The sequence below is a fragment of the Methylocystis sp. sgz306128 genome, from assembly GCF_056032725.1.
In genome coordinates, this window is the sequence record NZ_JBVYWO010000003.1 from 229,524 (window position 1) to 248,426 (window position 18,903).

The 18,903-nt window shown below is 60.8% G+C and carries 13 protein-coding genes and 2 pseudogenes; 4 read left to right on the forward strand and 11 right to left on the reverse strand.

The genetic code is table 11. From position 1 onward, the window contains the following. Window positions 1–131: 131 nt before the first annotated feature. Both AC0N03_RS07215 and AC0N03_RS07220 read left to right on the forward strand, forming a co-directional pair. The gene (locus AC0N03_RS07215) at window positions 132–1,745 is read left to right on the forward strand and encodes a phosphoenolpyruvate carboxykinase (protein WP_474287964.1); all 1,614 of its coding nucleotides are present in this window, start codon (window positions 132–134) and stop codon (window positions 1,743–1,745) included. A gap of 168 nt (window positions 1,746–1,913) precedes the next feature. Then, window positions 1,914–2,636, forward strand: a complete 723-nt coding sequence (locus AC0N03_RS07220; protein ID WP_474287966.1) for an SIMPL domain-containing protein — start codon at window positions 1,914–1,916, stop codon at window positions 2,634–2,636. A gap of 70 nt (window positions 2,637–2,706) precedes the next feature. On the opposite strand, the gene AC0N03_RS07225 is transcribed toward AC0N03_RS07220, so the two are convergent. Further along, window positions 2,707–4,389, reverse strand: coding sequence for a thiamine pyrophosphate-binding protein (locus tag AC0N03_RS07225; protein WP_474287967.1), 1,683 nt, complete (start codon window positions 4,387–4,389; stop codon window positions 2,707–2,709). A gap of 243 nt (window positions 4,390–4,632) precedes the next feature. Between AC0N03_RS07225 and AC0N03_RS07230 the strand changes: the two genes are divergently transcribed. Both AC0N03_RS07230 and AC0N03_RS07235 read left to right on the forward strand, forming a co-directional pair. Beyond that, entirely contained in the window at window positions 4,633–6,369 is a 1,737-nt protein-coding gene (locus AC0N03_RS07230; RefSeq protein ID WP_474287968.1) for an ABC transporter permease, read from the forward strand. Between the two features lie 11 nt (window positions 6,370–6,380). Beyond that, window positions 6,381–7,721, forward strand: a complete 1,341-nt coding sequence (locus tag AC0N03_RS07235; RefSeq protein ID WP_474287969.1) for an ABC transporter ATP-binding protein — start codon at window positions 6,381–6,383, stop codon at window positions 7,719–7,721. 27 nt (window positions 7,722–7,748) lie between these two features. On the opposite strand, the pseudogene AC0N03_RS07240 reads toward AC0N03_RS07235, so the two are convergent. The 10 genes and pseudogenes from AC0N03_RS07240 to AC0N03_RS07285 form a co-directional block, all read right to left on the reverse strand. Then, window positions 7,749–9,359, reverse strand: a pseudogene (locus AC0N03_RS07240) (NTP transferase domain-containing protein). Next, complete coding sequence (locus AC0N03_RS07245) at window positions 9,356–10,060, reverse strand: XdhC family protein (protein ID WP_474287971.1); 705 nt, start codon at window positions 10,058–10,060, stop codon at window positions 9,356–9,358. The pseudogene AC0N03_RS07240 and the gene AC0N03_RS07245 overlap by 4 nt, the downstream one beginning before the upstream one ends. Continuing rightward, entirely contained in the window at window positions 10,057–10,383 is a 327-nt protein-coding gene (locus tag AC0N03_RS07250) for an XdhC family protein (protein WP_474287972.1), read from the reverse strand. Before AC0N03_RS07250 ends, AC0N03_RS07245 begins: the two co-directional genes overlap by 4 nt. A gap of 10 nt (window positions 10,384–10,393) precedes the next feature. Continuing rightward, a complete protein-coding gene (locus tag AC0N03_RS07255) occupies window positions 10,394–11,623 on the reverse strand; it encodes a vWA domain-containing protein (RefSeq protein ID WP_474287973.1) in 1,230 nt (409 codons plus the stop codon). Continuing rightward, window positions 11,613–12,536: an AAA family ATPase gene (locus AC0N03_RS07260; protein ID WP_474287974.1), complete on the reverse strand. Its 924-nt coding sequence runs from the start codon at window positions 12,534–12,536 to the stop codon at window positions 11,613–11,615. Before AC0N03_RS07260 ends, AC0N03_RS07255 begins: the two co-directional genes overlap by 11 nt. Before the next feature lie 83 nt (window positions 12,537–12,619). Beyond that, a complete protein-coding gene (locus AC0N03_RS07265; RefSeq protein WP_474287975.1) occupies window positions 12,620–13,417 on the reverse strand; it encodes an FAD binding domain-containing protein in 798 nt (265 codons plus the stop codon). A 51-nt stretch (window positions 13,418–13,468) separates the two neighbouring features. Next, window positions 13,469–15,835, reverse strand: a complete 2,367-nt coding sequence (locus AC0N03_RS07270; protein ID WP_474287976.1) for a xanthine dehydrogenase family protein molybdopterin-binding subunit — start codon at window positions 15,833–15,835, stop codon at window positions 13,469–13,471. Between the two features lie 64 nt (window positions 15,836–15,899). Further along, window positions 15,900–16,394, reverse strand: coding sequence for a (2Fe-2S)-binding protein (locus AC0N03_RS07275; RefSeq protein ID WP_474287977.1), 495 nt, complete (start codon window positions 16,392–16,394; stop codon window positions 15,900–15,902). Window positions 16,395–16,517: 123 nt separating this feature from the next. Then, window positions 16,518–16,946: pseudogene (locus AC0N03_RS07280) on the reverse strand (CoxG family protein); the annotation flags it as partial. Between the two features lie 287 nt (window positions 16,947–17,233). After that, on the reverse strand, window positions 17,234–18,619 hold the full coding sequence (locus AC0N03_RS07285) for an aspartate ammonia-lyase (protein ID WP_474287978.1): 1,386 nt from the start codon (window positions 18,617–18,619) through the stop codon (window positions 17,234–17,236). Window positions 18,620–18,903: the final 284 nt, after the last annotated feature.

The window sequence follows — 18,903 nt, forward strand, 5'->3', positions numbered from 1 at the left end:
CCTGCCTGCGTCTGCGCATATCGTCGAATTGCGGCCGCAGGCACCATTCTTTAGTGAAGATGGGCACCGTCCGCCGCGCGTGGTTCGCGCGCAACCCATTCGCCGTTTATTCCGGCATCGAAGGAGAGGCTATGCAGCAGATTGGCCCGTTCAATCCCAAATTCAGCATCGAAGCTTCAGGTCTGACAGAAGCCGCCGCTGCGATTTACAATCTGGAAGCTGCAGCGCTCATCGACCGCGCGATTGCCGGTGGCGAGGGACTGCTGGCGCGTGGCGGCGCGCTGGTCGCCGAAACGGGCGCGCATACCGGGCGCTCCCCGAAGGACAAGTTCATCGTGCGCGACGAACTGACCATCGGCAAGGTCTGGTGGGAAAACAACGGCGCGCTGTCTGTAGAGCAGTTTGACCGTCTGCATGCCGACTTTCTTGATCATGTGCGGGGCAAGAGCCTTTATGTGCAGGATCTTTACGGCGGCGCGGACCCTGCCAACCGTATCAGGGCGCGTGTTGTCACGGAATATGCCTGGCATTCGCTGTTCATCCGCAACCTGCTGATCCGCCCCACGGCGGAGGAACTGGCCAGCTTCGTCGCCGATCTGACGATCATCGATCTGCCCTCGTTCAAAGCCGAACCGAAGCGCCACGGCTGCCGCTCGGAAACCGTCATCGCCTGCGATTTCACGCGCAAGATCGTGCTGATTGGCGGCACGTCCTACGCAGGCGAGATGAAAAAATCGGTCTTTACCTATCTTAATTTCGTGCTGCCGGAAGCCAGAGTCATGCCGATGCATTGTTCGGCCAATACCGACGAGGCAGGCGACACGGCCGTGTTCTTCGGCCTGTCGGGCACCGGCAAGACAACTCTGTCAGCCGATGCCTCGCGCATTCTCATCGGCGATGATGAGCATGGCTGGGGCAAGGACGGCGTCTTCAATTTCGAGGGTGGCTGCTACGCCAAAGCCGTGAAGCTCTCGCGCGAGGCGGAGCCGGAGATTTTTGCCACGACCGAGCGCTTCGGCACGGTGATGGAAAATGTCGTCATTCATCCGGTCACCCGCGAGCCGGATTTTGACGATACATCGAAGACCGAAAATACCCGCATCGCCTATCCGCTGGATTTCATTCCCAATGCCAGCATCACCGGCAGGGCCAAGCATCCGAAAAACATCGTCATGCTGACCTGCGACGCGTTCGGCGTGTTGCCGCCCATCGCCAAGCTCGACGGCGCGCAGGCCATGTATCACTTCCTGTCCGGCTACACCGCCAAGGTGGCTGGGACAGAAAAAGGCGTGACCGAGCCGCAGGCCACTTTCTCCACCTGCTTTGGCGCGCCCTTCATGCCAAGGCACCCGAGTGAATATGGCAATTTGCTGCGTGACCTGATCGCCCGGCATCATGTCGATTGCTGGCTGGTCAATACCGGATGGACCGGCGGCAAATTCGGCGTCGGTCGCCGTATGCCCATCCGGGTCACGCGCCGCCTGCTGGCTGCAGCCCTTGACGGATCACTGAACAAAGCGGACTTCCGCACCGATCCGTTCTTCGGCCTGGCTGTGCCCACCCATGTGCCGGGCGTCGAGCCGCATATCCTCAACCCGTCACGCACATGGGCCTCAAAATCCGAATTCGCCGAAACCGCGCGCCGGCTTGTCACCATGTTCCGCGAAAACTTCATCAAATTTGAAGAACATGTCGACGCCGAAGTACGCGCCGCAGCGCCCGTGACCTTGATCGCGGCGGAATGAATCGTAAATTCCGGGAACCAGAACGACCAAACCTTTCCCGCACCCGGGGCACTCGCCGGGTGCGGGGTAAGGCTCCAAGGCGCCGGCGCGGTGACTGCCCGGTGTCCCCATTTGCGCCACATCCCGCAACTAGGCTAAGCTGTCGACCAGCCAATGCCGGAGCTTTTCATGCGCGCGCCCTATGTCCTCGCCCTGCCTTTGGCGCTTGCCGCCTTGTCCGCCCGGGCAGAGGAATTGCCCCCCAGGCCCGCACATATCGATGTTTTGGGCGAGGCTGAAAAGGACTTCAGCCCGGATCAGGCCATCGTCAGTCTGGCCGTGGTCACAGAAAACCGGAGTGCGGAAACTGCGGCACAGGACAATGCCGCCGCCAGCAAACCCCTGCTCGCGGCGCTCCTCGCAAAAGGCTTAGCCGACGCGGACATATCCACCCGCAATTTCGATGTCATGCCGATCATGGAAGATGAAATCGATCCGCAGACACGGCGTCCGATCCGCCAGACCATCAAAGGCTACCGGGCCACGCACGCCATCGCGGTAAAGGTGAAGGATCTTCAGGGTCTTGGCGCTCTGATGGGGCAGATGCTTGCTTCAGGCGCAAACCGCGTGATGAGCGTGCAATTCACCCTCGCGCATGCAGATAGATATACCGATGAACTGCGCGCCGCATCCGTCGAAAATGCCCGCCACCGCGCCGAGGTCTATGCCGCCGCAGCCCATATGAAACTGGGCCGCCTGCTTTCGCTGACCCCCGAGGGCGACACAGCGCCCCGGCCCATGCGCGCGCTGGCACTTGCCAGTTCGCCGGCGCCCGATATTGCGCTCGAGCCCGGCCTCATCCACCTCAACACTACGGTGCACGCCAGCTGGGAACTGCTGCCCGGCCAATAACCTCATGCGGGGTTTTATCACCTCGCATGAAGAATGGCCTTGAGCTTTCGCGCCTCTCCGCAATGGCCCCCTATCCCCATTTCATACCGGCCTTTTCGCGCATCGCCTGCAAGGTCAGATTTGGGGAAATGATCTCAGGATCAACTTTCAGATGCAGAATGGCCGCCACCCCGCTGGCAACCGCGCGCTCATAGGCGGGGCCAAACTCCTCCGAACGCGTCACCATCTCGCCATAACCGCCGAAGGCACGCGCATAGGCGGCAAAATCGGGGTTGCGCAACTGCGTACCGGACACGCGGGCCGGATATTCGCGCTCCTGATGCATGCGGATCGTGCCATACTGGCCGTTATCCACCACAATGAAGATGGGCTTGCCGCCATATTGCACGGCAGTGGCAAACTCTTGTCCGTTCATCAGGAAACAGCCGTCCCCCGCGAAAGAGAGCACCAGCCTGTCGGGACAGACGATTGAAGCGGCAACGGCTGCAGGCACGCCATAGCCCATCGAGCCCGAGGTTGGCGCAAGCTGGGTGCCATATTCGCTGACGGCAAGATAGCGCCCCGGCCAGATGGCGTAATTGCCCGCGCCATTGGTGATGATGGCGTCTTTCGGAATACGTCCCTTGAGCCACTGGCACACCTCGCCCATGTCGACAAATCCCTGCCGGGCATGAACGGGAAAGGTGGTCGTCCATTGCAGAAAATCTTCGCGCGCACTCGCGAGATGGGCGGTCCAGACAATTTCATTCGGCGGTTGCAGCGTCTCCAGCGCGGCGGCAAAGGCGCGCGGCGTGGCATGAATGCCCAGTGCGGGGTGATAGACGCGGCCAAGCTCTTCCGCGCCGCCATGCACATGCACCAGTGTTTGCCGTGGCTGCGGAACACCAAAGAGCGTGTAGGACTGGCTCGGCATTTCTGCCATGCGCCCGCCGATGAGCAACACCAGATCGGCATCCTCGATCCGCGCCTTCAGCCTGGGATTGGGGCCGATGCCGATCTCGCCGGCGTAATTGGGATGATCCGAGGGGAACAGCATGGCGCGGCGGAAGCTGGTGGCCACCGGCAGGGCAAAACGTTCGGCAAAACGCTGCACGGACGCGCAGGCCTTGCTGCTCCAGTTGGAACCGCCAAGGATAACCATGGGGCGCTGTGCGCTCCACAACAGCTTCTGCAACTGCGCCATCTGCGTCTGGCCGGGCCATGTCTCGACCGGCTCGACGCGGGCGCAATCGGCGACATCCGACAATTCCAGCAACATATCTTCCGGCAGGCCGATCACCACGGGGCCGGGCCGGCCCTGCATGGCGACATGATAGGCGCGCGAAATGATTTCGGGTATGCGGCTCGCCTGATCGATTTCCGTGACCCATTTGGCGGTGGAGCCAAAAAAGGCGCGATAATCCATTTCCTGAAAAGCGCCGCGCTCGCGCATGCCGCGCTCGATCTGTCCGATGAACAGGATCATCGGCGTCGAGTCATGCTCGGCGATATGAATGCCGGGAGAAGCATTGGTCGCGCCCGGACCGCGCGTGACGAAGGCTATGCCGGGCCGCTCCGTCAGGCGCGCCGTGGCTTCCGCCATCATGGCGGCGCCGCCTTCCTGCCGGCAGATCGTCACTTTGATCGATGCGTCGTGCAGAGCATCCAGCACGGCGAGATAGGACTCTCCCGGCACGCAATAAACATGGCTTGCGCCCTGCGCCTCCAGACACCCCACCAAAATCTGACCGCCCGTCCGCATCTGACCTGTCATAGTTTGAACTCCTTTTTATTCTGATATGCCACGCTGCGCGAAAACGCGCTATGCCTTTGGCGATTTTGCCTCTGGCCTGATCCATAAAATCTTGAAATCGAACCAATCAACCGCGTTGAAGTGGATGCGTTCCGGCCAATTGGCGCCGGCCGTTCCATTTGTGAAATTGTGTCTTGAAATTGTCATGGCAATAGGTCAAAGCCTGAAGTCAGAAGTTGCCGCCGGTTGAAGAAATGGGTGCCGATGAATATCAAACTGCCAGCCTTTCCGGCCCTTCATCGCCAGTCTCTCCCCAATATCTGGGATGCCATTGCTCTTTGCCTGATCATCGGGCTTTTTGTCGCGATTTCCAATGGCGCCGTGGCCATCAACCAGCCATTGAAAGCGCTTGACACCTCGCCCATCGACCTTGGCTATGCACATCTGCCCTACTATGCCATGCGCACGACATTGCGCATGTTCGCAGCGCTGTTCTTCTCGTTTCTGTTCACCTTCACCTATGCGACGCTGGCCGCCAAGAGCCGCCGGGCTGAACTGGTGCTCATCCCGATTCTGGACGTCCTGCAGTCCGTGCCCGTACTGGGCTTTCTGTCCTTCACGGTGACCTTCTTTCTTGGGCTTTTCCCGGATTCGGTGCTGGGCGCCGAATGTGCTGCCGTATTCGCCATTTTCACGAGTCAGGCCTGGAACATGGCCTTCAGCTTCTACCAGTCCCTGACCACAGTCCCCAGAGATCTCGAGGAAGTGGCGCGCGGCTTCCGACTTTCGTCCTGGCAGAAATTCTGGCGGCTGGAAACGCCCTACGCCATGCCGGGTCTGGTCTGGAACATGATGATGTCCATGTCCGGCGGCTGGTTCTTCATCGTTGCCTCGGAGGCGATCACCGTTGGCGAAACCACGGTCAAGCTGCCCGGCATCGGCTCCTATATCGCCGTGGCCATTGACGAGAAAAACGTCAATGCCATCGTGGCCGCCAGCCTGATGATGCTTATTGTCATTCTGGCCTATGACCAGCTTCTGTTCAGGCCTGTCGTGGCCTGGGCGGCGAAATTCAGGGTGGAACTTTCCGCGGGCCAGAATGTAGAGCGTTCCTGGGTGCTGTCCATTTTTCAGAAAACCCGCTGGATCAAGATCGGCCTGTCGCCGCTGGGCTGGCTCATGCGGCAGGTCGGCCGTCCGCGCATGCAGTTTCTGCCGGCCATGGACCGCGTGACGATCAGAAATCCCTCGGTCTCGCGCGCTTTCGATATGGTGTTTTTCGCCTTTGTCGCGGCTATCGTCGTCTATTCGCTGTGGCAGATCTACGCCTTCGTCTCGCAGACGCTCAGCATTTCCGATGTCTGGGAGACATTCAGCCTCACGATCATCACCATGCTGCGGGTGATCATCCTCATCGTGCTGGCGACATTGTTCTGGGTGCCGGTCGGCGTCTGGATCGGCCTGCGGCCCTCAATCGCCGAAAAGCTCCAGCCCGCCGCGCAATTTCTGGCCGCCTATCCGGCCAATATCCTGTTTCCGATCTTCGTGATCGTGATTTTGAAATTCGCGCTCAATCCCGATATCTGGCTCAGCCTGCTGATCATTTTCGGCACGCAATGGTATATCGTTTTCAATGTCATCGCCGGGGCATCCGCCTTTCCGAACGACCTGAAGGAAGCCGCCGCCAATTTCCGCATCCATGGCTGGTCCTGGTGGAAGAATGTGATGCTGCCCGGCATATTTCCCTATTATTTCACCGGCGCGCTGACAGCCTCGGGCGGCTCATGGAATGCGGCCATTGTCGCCGAATATGTCAAATGGGGCGACGACAAGGTTGTCGCGCATGGCATCGGTTCCTATATTGCCCAGGCGACCGAGGCCGGAGATTATTCGAAGATCGTGCTGGGCGTCGCAATGATGTCCTTCTTCGTCATTTGCTTTAACCGCTTGTTCTGGCGGCCCCTGCTTGGGCTCGCCGAGCGCAAGCTTCGCCTCTCCTGAGGAGCTCTGCCATGTCGAACGCCGCCGCATTCCATACGTCCGCCGCTCCGGTGAGCAACGGCCCGCTGCTCGAAGTCAAGAACGTCTGCCAGAATTACCGCAAGGGTTCGGGCGAGGAAGGCTCGCTCGTGCTCGACCATGTTTCGCTCAGCCTCAATTCGGGCGAGATTGTCGGCCTGCTGGGCCGTTCCGGTTGCGGCAAATCCTCGCTTCTGCGCATTGTCGCCGGGCTTCTGCACCCCAGCGAAGGCGAAGTGACCTATCAGGGCAAGCCGGTGGATGGCCCCGCAGAGGGCATTTCCATGGTGTTCCAGAGCTTTGCGCTGTTTCCCTGGCTGTCGGTGCTCAAAAACGTCGAACTCGGCCTCGAGGCGCTCAATGTGCCGGAGATCGAGGCCCGCAAGCGCGCACTCAAGGCCATCGATCTGATCGGCCTCGACGGCTTTGAATCCGCTTATCCGAAGGAGCTTTCGGGCGGCATGCGCCAGCGCGTCGGCTTTGCCCGCGCCCTTGTTGTCAATCCCAACATCCTGCTGATGGACGAGCCTTTCTCGGCGCTCGACGTGCTCACAGCCGAGACGCTGCGCACCGATCTGCTCGACCTCTGGGTCGAAGGCCGCATGCCGATCAAATCCATCCTGATGGTGACGCATAATATTGAAGAGGCCGTGCTGATGTGCGACCGCATCATCATCCTCTCGTCCAATCCGGGCCGCATCGCCTCGGAAATCAAGGTCAACCTGCCACATCCGCGCAACCGCCTCGACCCTGTCTTCCGGCAGCTGGTTGATACGATCTACGCCCGCATGACCAAGCGCCCCGAGCCAAAGCCGCAGAAGGAAGAGGGCCTGCCCGGACTTGGTCTCGCCATGTCGCTGCCGCGCGTGTCCACCAATACGCTATCGGGCTTCCTCGAGGCCGTGGCCGCCGCGCCCTTCAATGGCCGCGCCGACCTGCCGCATGTCGCCGACGAATTGAGCATGGAGATCGATCATCTCTTCCCCGTGGCCGAAACGCTGCAGCTCCTGCGCTTTGCCGAACTGGAGGAAGGCGACATCAAGCTCACAGACGACGGCAAGCGCTTCGCCGGACTTGATACCGACCAGCGCAAGCGGCTCTTTGGCGAACATCTCATTGCCTACGTGCCACTGGCCGCACGTATCCGCCATGTGCTGGACGAGCGGCCCACCCACCGCGCCCCGGCGATCCGCTTCCGCGAGGAGCTGGAGGACTACATGTCCGAGGAATATGCCGACACCACCCTGCGTTCGGTGACCAACTGGGGCCGCTACGGCGAGCTTTTCGCCTATGACGAAACTTCGGAAGTCTTCAGCCTCGAAGATCCGAACTGAGACACAGTCCACCGGTCGAAAGGCGCCTCAGACCGGATTGGCCCTGTCCCGCTTCAGCGCGAGCAGGGCCTCCTGCGTATCAATATCGAGCTTCACGGCGGCATCCTCCACCGGAACGTCAATCACGCCTTCGGTCCGGTCCAGAATCTTGCGCGCGCCCTGATCTCCCGTAAGGTGCAGGATCGCAGGAAAAAGCCCGCGCGCCACCAGCACCGGATTGCCGCGTTCGCCCTGATATACGGGTACGATGGCCGGAGCCTGGGGATGCGCACGAAATGCATCCGCCAGCGTCCGGATCAGTTCCGCGCCCACTTCTGGCATGTCGGCCAGCAGAACCACAACCGCATCCACGCCCGGCGGCAGCGCCTGCAGCCCGGCCTTGAGCGATGTGCTCATACCCTGCGCGAAATCCGGATTTTCGACGATGGCCGCCGCCAGATCGCCGATTGCTGCCCGCACCTGCGCCGCCTGATACCCTGTGACGACATAAAGCGGCAGGCCAGCGCCCAGCGCCGCCTCGGCCACGCTGCGCACCATCGGCACGCCCGCCAACTCGGCCAGCACCTTGCTCCGCGCGCCGCCAAAGCGGCTCGCCCGTCCTGCGGCAAGAATAAGAGCGGCAATGCGTGTCATATCCGCCTAATCATGTTCACCCAGTCTCGGCTGCGGGCGCGACACGATCTCCATCAGCAGCCCACCGGCGCCCATGCGGCGGATATCATTCGCCGTCACCTTCAATCCGGCCAGCAGACGCTGCAAAACCCAGTCGAAGCCGTTTTCCTTCGGGCTGCGCGCGCAGCCGGGCGCACCGAGAACCGGCCTTCCGTTCCACTCACCCAGAAGCAGCAGGTTGCCGGGATCGACCGGCATGCCAAAATGCTCGACCCGCCCGCCGCTCATTTCGAGCCCGCCGGGGATGACATCGCGCCGGTCGGTGATGGCGGATGCGCCGAAAACAAGCACCATGTCGCACAGCGACGCCAGTTCGCCAATAGAGGCGGCCAGCGCCTTTTCCTCATGCGGCACGCGCCGCTCGGCAATGATGCGTGCGCCCGCCGGATCGAGCCGCTGCTGCGTGACAGCCAGCGTCTTGGCGATGACGCTGGGCTTGAGACCGGGCAGAACCGTGGAAATGACTCCGATCTTGAGCGGCCTGAACGGCATGATCGAAACAAGCCCGCCGACATCGCGCGCCGCCGACAGCCAGCGCCGCTCAACCGCAAAAGGGATGATCTTCACGGTCGCCACCATTTCGCCCGCTTCCACCGCCTTGAACGGCTCAAGCGAGGCAAAGGTGATGGAATCATCGACCGCATTGACACGGTTGACAGCCTCCACATCGACAAGCAGAACCCCTGCGGTTTCGGAGAAAAAATTCACCCGCCCGGTGAACGGGCGGTCGCGCCGCACATGCGCGCCGGCAAATGCCTGTGCCAGTTCCGCCGCGGCGATATCCTCGCCGACATCCTCAGGGCCAAGTTGCGCCACGATGATCTCATCGAACCCCGCCGCCTTGAGCGGCGCAATATGCTCAAAACGCACGACATCGCCCTTTTTGAGCACGACCAGCTCATGGCGGATGGCATGGGCCGCTATGGCGCCCTGCGCCATTTCAACCGGAACGGGCCCGAATTTCATGGTGTCTTTTCCGTCCGCAACGGCTTCTTGCGCAACGCCGCAATAATTTCGCCAATGATCGACACTGCGATTTCTGCCGGAGACACGGCGCCGATATCCAGCCCTATAGGCGCGTGAATACGCGCGATATCCTGTTCGGAAAAGCCCTGCGCCATCAGGCGCTCAACCCGCTTGGCGTGGGTTTTGCGGCTGCCGAGCGCGCCGATGTAAAAGCAATTGGCCCTCAGCGCCGCGATCAGGCCCGGATCGTCGATCTTCGGATCATGCGTGACAGCCACGACCGCCGTGTAATGGTCGAGACCGCCAATCTGCGGCAGCGCCAGATCCGGCCATTCCGCCAGCAGCTTCACCCCGGCAAAGCGCTCGGGCGTCGCAAAGGCCGAACGCGGATCAATCACCGTCATGTCGAAATCGGTCAGCACCGCCAGCGGCGCGAGCGCCTGCGATATATGCACTGCGCCCAGCACCACCAGCCGCACCGGCGGCACCTGAACCGTCATAAACCACTGGCGCGAGTCATGTTCGACAAGGCCGCTCTTGCCGCTGCGCAGCGCCGCTTCCAGTGCATCGGCCATCGGATCGGCGCGCAGCGCTTGCGCCAAGACCAGCCGCTGTTCGCCGCTGCCGATATCCGTCACCAGCACGGCCGCCTGCCGGGCTGCGCGCGCCTCGTTCAGCGCCGCCAGCAGATGCGCCTTCATGGCTGCACCTTTTCCACATAGACCTTGATGCGGCCGCCGCAGGACAGGCCGACCCGCCAGGCGGTTTCATCGGCTACGCCAAATTCGAGCACTCTGGGCTTGTCGCCAGCAATGACGTCCAGCGCCTCGGTGACCACCTCGCCTTCGACGCAGCCGCCCGATACGCTGCCCAGAAAGTGGCCGGTCTCGTCGATAACCAGATGACTGCCCACCGGCCGCGGCGCCGAGCCCCAGGTCTCGATGACCGTGGCAATGGCCACACCGCGCCCTTCCGCCTGCCAGGCCTGCGCCTGTTTCAAGAGTTCATCGTCCGAACTGAGCATGAAAACCTCCTCAAGCCGCGCGCTGCAACCAGAGACGCGGATCGGTCGCAAAACCCCGCCCCTTTCCGGAAAGCGCGGCCACCAGCTGCGCCATGGATTGCAGATTATGAATAGCACGAAATTCGTCGACATGCGGCAGCATCGCGCGAATGCCGAGCGCCTTGGCCTCGAAGCCGTCAAACCGCAACAGCGGATTGACCCAGATCAGCCGCCGGCAGGATTTATGCAGCCTCTCCACTTCATGTGTGAGATCCTCGGCTCCCTCGCGCTCCAGTCCATCAGTGAACAGGATCACGATCGCACCCTGCCCCAGCACGCGCCGGGACCATTCGCGGTTGAACCGGTGCAGCGAAGTGCCGATGCGCGTGCCGCCGGACCAGTCCTGCACCGCGCCGGAGCATTGCGCCAGCGCCTCATCGACATCGCGCGCGCGCAGGGCGCGGGTGACGTTGGTCAGCCGGGTACCGAACAAAAACGTATGGACACGCCCGCGCTCCGCCGTGAGCGTATGCAAAAAATGCAGGAATATACGGCTATATTCGCTCATTGAGCCGGAAATATCGCATATGGCCACGATGGGCGGATGCCTGAGCCGATGCTGCCGGAACGCAAGCTCGATCATGCCGCCGGGCCTGAGGCTGCGCCGGAACGAACGGCGCGGATCAATCAGCGGGCCGCGGCCGGAAGGTTCAAACCGGCGCACCAGAACCTCATCCTGCGAGAGCCGCAACTGCCCGATCTGCCGTATGGCCTCGGCTATCTCCGCCGCTGTCATCTGGGCAAAGTCCTTGTGCTGCAGCACCTCCGCCGCCGACATGGTGAAACGGGCATCAAGATCAAGCGACGGTGCTGGCTTTTCGTCCTTCCTGTCCTGCTTGAGCAGCGCATCGGCCACGCGGGAGGCGCCTGCCTCGGCTTTCTGTTTCTTCTGGCTCTGCGGCGGTGCCTGCGGCGACATCATCGCAATAAGCCGCTCCATGAAACCGCGGCGTTTCCAATAAATGTCGAAGGCCTGCCGGAACAGGATCATATGTTCTTTCTTCTTGACGAAAACAGCCTGCAGCGTGGCATAAAAATCCGACCGTTCGCCAATATGCGCCACTTCCACGGCGGCCAGCGCATCCAGCACCGCGCCCGGCCCCACCGGTACGCCAGCCTCGCGCAGCGCCCGGGCAAAATAGACAATATTTTCCGGCAACCTGCCGGTGCCGCCCGTCATGGGCAGCGGTTCATTTTCCATGCTTCAACTCGGCTTTGACATCCTCGATCAGGCTTGCGGCCTTCGTTCCCTGAATCTTGGCGATATCGTCCTGATATTTCAGCAGCACGCCGAGCGTGTCCGAGACGATCTGCGGATCAAGCGCCACGGCGTCGAGTTCAGTCAGCGCGCTGGCCCAGTCAAGCGTCTCGGCGACGCCGGGCACCTTGAACAGATCCTCCTTGCGGATGGCCTGCACGAAACCGACAAGTTCGGCGGTGAGCCGCGCGCCAATGCCCGGCAGCCGGGTCCGCACGATCTGCATCTCGCGCTGCGCGTCGGGATAATCCACCCAGTGGTAGAGACAGCGGCGCTTCAGGGCGTCATGAATCTCGCGTGTGCGGTTGGATGTGAGAATGACGATCGGTGGTTGCGCTGCCTTGACGGTGCCAAGCTCCGGAATCGTCACCTGAAAATCAGAGAGCAGTTCAAGCAGGTAAGCTTCAAACGCCTCATCCGTGCGGTCGAGTTCGTCGATGAGGAGCACAGGACCGCCGGCCAGATCAGCCTCCAGCGCCTGAAGCAGCGGCCTCTTGACCAGATAGCGCTCGGAAAAGATCGTCGATTCCAATTCGCCGCGATCCATGTCGCCGCCCGCCTCCGCAAGGCGGATCGCCATCATCTGGCCGGCATAGTTCCATTCATAAACGGCAGAGGCGACATCAAGCCCCTCATAGCATTGCAAACGGATAAGCTTGCGCCCGAGGCTTGCCGCCAGCACCTTGGCAATTTCGGTCTTGCCGACTCCGGCTTCGCCCTCAAGCAAAAGCGGGCGGCCCATCTTCAGCGCGAGATAAAGTACGGTGGCCAGCGGCCTGTCGCCGACATAATGCGCGGCCTCCAGCATCGCCAGCGTTGCGTCAATTGAGTCAGGCAGCGTGCTCGCAGGCGCCATAGGAAGACTTTCTGTGGCCGGGAAAGAGATTTTCAAAATAAAATGGGGCGGCAGAACACCTGCCGCCCCTCACATATAGGCGCTTACTTGGCAGCGGCAACCGCACGGCGGGCCAGCACGCCGATGAGATGCGCGCGATAGTCCGAGCTGGCATGAATATCGGCATTGAGCCCGTCAGCCGATACAACCACGCCATCCAGCGACTTGGGCGAGAATTTGGCTGTCAGTGCAGCTTCAAGCTGGCTCGAACGGAACACGCCGTTCTGGCCGGCGCCGGTTATGGCGACGCGCACATCCTTGCCCTTCTTGGCGACGAATACGCCAACCATGGCATAACGCGAGGCCGGATTGGGAAACTTCTGATAGGCGGCCTTGCCCGGCACCGGAAAGGAAATGGCCTTGATCAGTTCACCCGGTTCAAGCGCCGTCTCGAACATGCCGGTGAAGAAATCATCGGCAGCAATCTTGCGCTTGGTGGTGATGATGGTGGCGTTGAGAGCAAGACAGGCCGCCGGATAATCGGCAGCCGGGTCGTTATTGGCAACGGAACCGCCGATCGTACCCTTGTGGCGCACCTGCGGATCGCCGATGCCGCCAGCCAGCGCGGCAAGCGCCGGAATTGCCTCGCCGACGGCAGCGGAGCCCGCAACCTCGGCATGGGTGGTCATGGCGCCGATAACGACGTTGCGGCCCTTGATGCTGATGCCCTTGAGTTCAGCGACCTGACCAATGTCGATAATATCGGAGGGCGCGGCAAGACGCTGCTTCATAGTCGGCAGCAGGGTCTGGCCGCCAGCCAGCACCTTGCCGTCTTCCAGCTTCTGGACCATCGCCGAGGCCGATCTCAGCGATTGCGGACGATGATAGTTGAATTCATACATGGAACGATCTCCCAACAGATTGAAGCCCGGCGCCTGAGCGCCGGTATGAAATTATTCGGCAGCCTTTTTCATCATCGCTTTTTGCGCGGCGCGCCAGATCACCTGCGGGGTGGCCGGCATCGGCACATCCTCATGACCGACGGCATCGGTAATTGCATTAATGACTGCGGGCGGCGCGGCAATGGCCCCGGCCTCGCCGCAACCCTTGATGCCGAGCGGATTGGACGGGCAGCGCGTCTCGGTGAAGGCCGTCTGATAGGACGGCAGGTCGTCGGCGCGCGGCATGGCGTAATCCATGTAGCTGGCCGTAAGCAACTGGCCGCTCTTGTCGTAAACAGCCCCTTCGAGCAGCGCCTGGCCGATACCCTGGGCGATGCCGCCATGCATCTGCCCTTCGACGATCATCGGGTTGATGAGCACGCCGAAATCATCCACGGCCGTATATTTCTCGATGGTGAGCACGCCGGTTTCAGGATCGATCTCCACTTCGCAGATATGCGTGCCTGCGGGGAAGGTGAAGTTTGTCGGATCGTAGAACGCGCCTTCCTTCAGGCCCGGCTCAAGCTCCTGCCCGTTGAATTTATGGGCGATATAGGCATTGAGCGCGACGCCGGAGAAATCCACCGACTTATCGGTGCCCTTGACCGAGAACTTGCCGTCCTTGAACTCGATATCCTTTTCGGATGCCTCGAGCACATGGCCGGCGACCTTCTTGGCCTTGGCGATCACCTTGTCGAGCGCCTTGGAAATGGCGGACATGCCCACCGCGCCGGAGCGCGAGCCATATGTGCCCATGCCCATCTGCACCTTGTCGGTATCGCCATGGACAATGGAGACATTATCGAGCGGAATGCCGAGGCGCTCCGAGACAAGCTGAGCGAAAGTGGTTTCGTGGCCCTGACCATGGCTGTGCGAACCGGTGAGAATTTCCACCGTGCCGATAGGATTGACGCGCACCTCAGCCGATTCCCACAGACCGACGCCCGCGCCGAGCGAGCCGACTGCGGCTGACGGCGCAATGCCGCAGGCCTCGATGAAGGCCGAAAAGCCGATGCCGCGCAGCTTGCCACGACGGGCCGCTTCGCGCTTGCGCTTGCCGAAATTCTTGTAATCGGCAAGTTCCAGCGCCTTGCTCATCGACGCGCCATAATCGCCGGCGTCATAGCACATGATGACCGGCGTCTGATGCGGGAAGCTCTTGACGAAGTTGCGGCGGCGGAATTCGGCCGGATCAAGGCCAAGTTCGCGTGCGGCCACCTCGACAAGGCGCTCGACAACAAATGTTGCTTCCGGACGGCCCGCGCCGCGATAGGCATCGACCGGAGCCGTATTGGTGTAAACACCATCCACCTCGGCATAGACGCCGGGAATGTTGTACTGGCCGGAGAGCAGCGGCGCGTAGAGATAGGTCGGCACCGACGAGGAGAAGGTGGAGAGATAAGCCCCCAGATTGGCCACCGTATGCACGCGCAGGCCGATGATCTTGCCCTTTTCATCAGTGGCAAGCTCCGCATGGGTCACGTGATCGCGGCCATGCGCATCCGAGAGGAAGGCCTCGGTACGATCGGCGTTCCACTTAACCGGACGGCCAACTTTCTTGGCGGCCCAGACGCAGACCGTCTCTTCGGCATAGATGAAGATCTTGGAACCGAAGCCGCCGCCGACATCCGGGGCGATCACGCGCAGCTTGTGCTCAGGCGCAATGCCGATAAAGGCAGAGAGCACAAGGCGCGCCACATGCGGGTTCTGGCTGGTGGTATGCAATGTGAACGTGCCGGTGCCGGGATCATATTCGCCCACGGCGGCGCGAGGCTCCATCGCATTCGGGACCAGACGGTTGTTGACGAGATCGAGCTTGGTGACATGCGCGGCGCGCTTGAAGGCAGCCTCGGTTTCATCCTTGTTGCCGAGATGCCAGTTGAACACGGTGTTGTTGGGCGCCTCCGCATGCACCTGCGGCGAGCCCGATGCCGTTGCCGCGGCCGTATCGGCATTGGCCGGCAGCACTTTGTAGTCGACGTTGATCTTTTCTGCCGCGGCGCGGGCCTCGGCATAGGTATCGGCAATGACCACGGCGACATGGTCGCCGACATAGCGCACCTTGCCCTGTGCCAGCGCGGGGTGAGCACCCGCCTTCATCGGTGAGCCGTCCTTGGAATGGATCATCCAGCCGCAGATGAGCCCGCCCACCTTGTCGGCAGCGAGATCCTCACCCGTGTAAATGCCGCACACGCCCGGCATATGCCGCGCCTGCGAAATGTCGATGGACCGGATCTCGGCGTGGGCATGCGGCGAGCGCAGAAAATAGGCATAGGCCTGATTCACGCGGTTCACGTCGTCGGTATACTGGCCCTTGCCAGTGATGAAACGGATATCTTCCTTGCGCCGGACCGAGGCGCCAATGCCTTGAGCACTCATGTGTTTCCTCCACAAAATTCGGAATTATCTGGCACAATAGCCGTAATTCTTCGCAATAACGTGCTTATTCGGCAGCTTCTGCCATGCTGGTGCGGCCCATGGCCTCGGCACCGGCGGCAACAGCCTTGACGATGTTGTGATAGCCGGTGCAACGGCAGATATTGCCCTCCAGCTCCTCGCGGATCGTATGTTCGCTGAGTTCGTGCCCCTTGCGGTTGACCAGATCAACGGCGGTCATGATCATGCCCGGCGTGCAGAAGCCGCATTGCAGGCCATGATGCTCGCGGAAGGCCGCCTGCATCGGATGCAGTTCCTCGCCCTGCGCCAGCCCCTCGATGGTGGTGACGCTGGAGCCGTCGCAGGAAAGGGCGAGCGTGGTGCAGGATTTGATCGCCTTGCCGTCCACGTGCACGACGCAGGCGCCGCACTGGCTGGTATCGCACCCGACATGCGTTCCTGTGAGATGCTGGTTTTCCCGGATGAACTGCACAAGCAATGTGCGCGGGTCGATCATGGCCGATACGGGTTTCCCGTTGATGATCATGGACACTTTTTGCATCGTTACACTCCCTGATTATGTGTTTTTTGAAAAGACGCCTTTCAGGCCCTTGAGAGCCTTCGACGTCATCGAATCCTTTTCCGCCTCCGGCGCAGGCTCGGACGGCACAGCGCCGAGCTTGCCCGCGAAATTGTTGAAAAACTCATCGGCCATCTTCTTGGCGACGCCGTCGATAAGGCGCGAGCCAAGCTGGGCGATCTTGCCGCCGACATTGGCCTCGACATTGTAGGACAGCAGAGTGCCGCCCTCGTGGTCGGTAAGCTTGACGAGCGCACCGCCCTTGGCAAAACCGGCGATTCCGCCCTCTCCCTCGCCGGTGATGCGGTAACCATTCGGCGGATCCATTTCAGAAAGCTGGACAGCGCCCTTGAAGGTGGCGGAAACCGGGCCGATCTTGAGTTTGGCGACCGCCGAAAATGATGTATCGCTGGTTTTGTCCAGGCTCTGGCATCCCGGAATGCAGGCCTTGAGAATTTCCGCGTCGTTCAACGCCGCCCAGACCGTCGCTTTGTCTGCCGCAAGGGCGACTTCGCCCTGCATCGTCATTGCCATTGAAACGCACTCCTCGCCTAAATTTATTATCGCGCAATATAAGGCACACGCGACACTTTTTTTATCGGCATGTCTATCCGCCATTTGGATGAGACGCCCGTCGGCACTTTAATACAAGCGCAAAAGCTGACCACTCAGCATTACCGCTAACTCTGGCTCAATTCAGCGCGTTTTCCGCAATTTTGCAAGAGGTAGCGCTGGCAAAAGCACCGAAATCCGGGCGTTTTTGCGAAATATCAGGATAACGGCCGCGACAGCACGAGGATAGAAACGGGAAGCCTTTTTGATCAGACAAGGTTTTTGGGATCGAGAATGGCGTCCACCTTGTCCGCCGGCAGCAAACCCTTGTCGATGACCAGCTGCCGGATATTCTGCCCCGTACGATAGGCCTCCAGCGCGAGTTCCGTGGCCGCCGCATAGCCAATATGCGGATTAAGCGCCGTCACGCCCGCCAGCGAGCGCTCGACGATGTGCCGCAGATGGTCCTCGTTGGCCGTTATGCCGCGCACGCAGCGCTCCGCCAGCACGAGACTGCCCCGCTCCATATGCGACAAGCTTTTGAACAGGCTGAAGGCGATGATCGGCTCAAAGGCGTTGAGCTGCAATTGCCCGGCCTCTGCCGCGAAACTGACGGTGATATCATTGCCGATCACTTCAAAGGCGATCTGATTCACCACTTCCGGAATGACCGGATTGACCTTCCCCGGCATGATCGAGGAGCCCGCCTGCATCGCGGGCAGATTGATCTCGCCCAGACCGGCGCGCGGCCCCGATGAGAGCAGCCGCAAATCGTTGCATATTTTCGATAATTTCACAGCGACGCGCTTGAGTACGCCGGAAAGCTGGACAAAGGCGCCCGCGTCCTGCGTGGCTTCGATCAGATTGCCCGCCGTCACGAAATTCTCTCCCGACAAAGCGCTGAGATAGGCGCAGACCGCCCCGGCATAGCCATGCGGCGCGTTGATGCCGGTGCCGATGGCCGTTGCGCCAAGATTGATCTCGTGAATAAGTCCGGCGGCTTCGGCGAGCCGCTCCTCGTCTTCCCCGATCATGACTGCATAGGTCGAGAATTCCTGCCCCAGCGTCATGGGAACAGCATCCTGCAACTGCGTGCGGCCGATTTTGACAATATGAGCAAATTCAGCAGCCTTGGCCGCGAATTCCTGCCGCAGCACCGCCATCGCGCCGCGCAGCCGGTGAATGCCGGAGATCAGCGCGAGCTTGATTGCCGTCGGATAGACGTCGTTCGTGCTCTGGCTCAGGTTGACATGCTCGTTGGGGCTGAGATGCGCGTAATCCGAGCGCGCATGGCCCAGAAGTTCGAGCGCGCGGTTGGCGATGACCTCATTGGCGTTCATATTGGTTGAAGTGCCCGCCCCGCCCTGAATGACATCAACAACGAAATGCTCATGCCATTTGCCCGCGCGGATCTCCTCGCAGGCGGCGGCTATGGCATTGGCCTTTTCGCGGCTCAGCACGCCAAGATCGGCATTGGCCAGCGCCGCGGCCTGTTTCACGGTGGCCAGCGCCCGGATGAATTCCGGATAGGCCGAGATTCTCACGCCCGATATGTTGAAATTTTCCAGCGCCCGCAAAGTATGTACGCCGTAATAGGCCTCATCCGGCACATGCCTGTCGCCCAGAAGATCATGCTCCAACCGCACCATTTTCATTTACTCCCGCACACCGGCCTCTGCCGCAGAGGCGCTCATTCCGCGGATTGGAATAATGCATAGTTTGTGACAAAATATGATTTAAAAAGCGGCAGATCGCCGCCGGAGCGCGGGCTGTCACCCAGCGCCGTCACTAAATTTTGGAAATTTTCGTTCAAATCCACATTGTCAGGGCGAAAGCGCCAGACATTTTAGTGAATTTTTTTGTCAATTCCGAGAAATTTAAATAATTTCACTATTTGTCAAATTTGTGATTTTTGCTCATTGCCAAGGCGTGGATATCC

Bases quoted from the DNA above. Each gene is read 5' to 3' on its own strand.
- AC0N03_RS07215 (WP_474287964.1), top strand. From the start codon at position 132: ATGCAGCAGATTGGCCCGTTCAATCCCAAATTCAGCATCGAAGCTTCA.
- AC0N03_RS07235 (WP_474287969.1), top strand. From the start codon at position 6,381: ATGTCGAACGCCGCCGCATTCCATACGTCCGCCGCTCCGGTGAGCAAC.
- AC0N03_RS07255 (WP_474287973.1), bottom strand. From the start codon at position 11,623: ATGGAAAATGAACCGCTGCCCATGACGGGCGGCACCGGCAGGTTGCCG.
- AC0N03_RS07260 (WP_474287974.1), bottom strand. From the start codon at position 12,536: ATGGCGCCTGCGAGCACGCTGCCTGACTCAATTGACGCAACGCTGGCG.
- AC0N03_RS07230 (WP_474287968.1), top strand. From the start codon at position 4,633: ATGAATATCAAACTGCCAGCCTTTCCGGCCCTTCATCGCCAGTCTCTC.
- AC0N03_RS07275 (WP_474287977.1), bottom strand. From the start codon at position 16,394: ATGCAAAAAGTGTCCATGATCATCAACGGGAAACCCGTATCGGCCATG.
- AC0N03_RS07250 (WP_474287972.1), bottom strand. From the start codon at position 10,383: ATGCTCAGTTCGGACGATGAACTCTTGAAACAGGCGCAGGCCTGGCAG.
- AC0N03_RS07220 (WP_474287966.1), top strand. From the start codon at position 1,914: ATGCGCGCGCCCTATGTCCTCGCCCTGCCTTTGGCGCTTGCCGCCTTG.
- AC0N03_RS07245 (WP_474287971.1), bottom strand. From the start codon at position 10,060: ATGAAGGCGCATCTGCTGGCGGCGCTGAACGAGGCGCGCGCAGCCCGG.
- AC0N03_RS07225 (WP_474287967.1), bottom strand. From the start codon at position 4,389: ATGACAGGTCAGATGCGGACGGGCGGTCAGATTTTGGTGGGGTGTCTG.
- AC0N03_RS07265 (WP_474287975.1), bottom strand. From the start codon at position 13,417: ATGTATGAATTCAACTATCATCGTCCGCAATCGCTGAGATCGGCCTCG.
- AC0N03_RS07285 (WP_474287978.1), bottom strand. From the start codon at position 18,619: ATGAAAATGGTGCGGTTGGAGCATGATCTTCTGGGCGACAGGCATGTG.
- AC0N03_RS07270 (WP_474287976.1), bottom strand. From the start codon at position 15,835: ATGAGTGCTCAAGGCATTGGCGCCTCGGTCCGGCGCAAGGAAGATATC.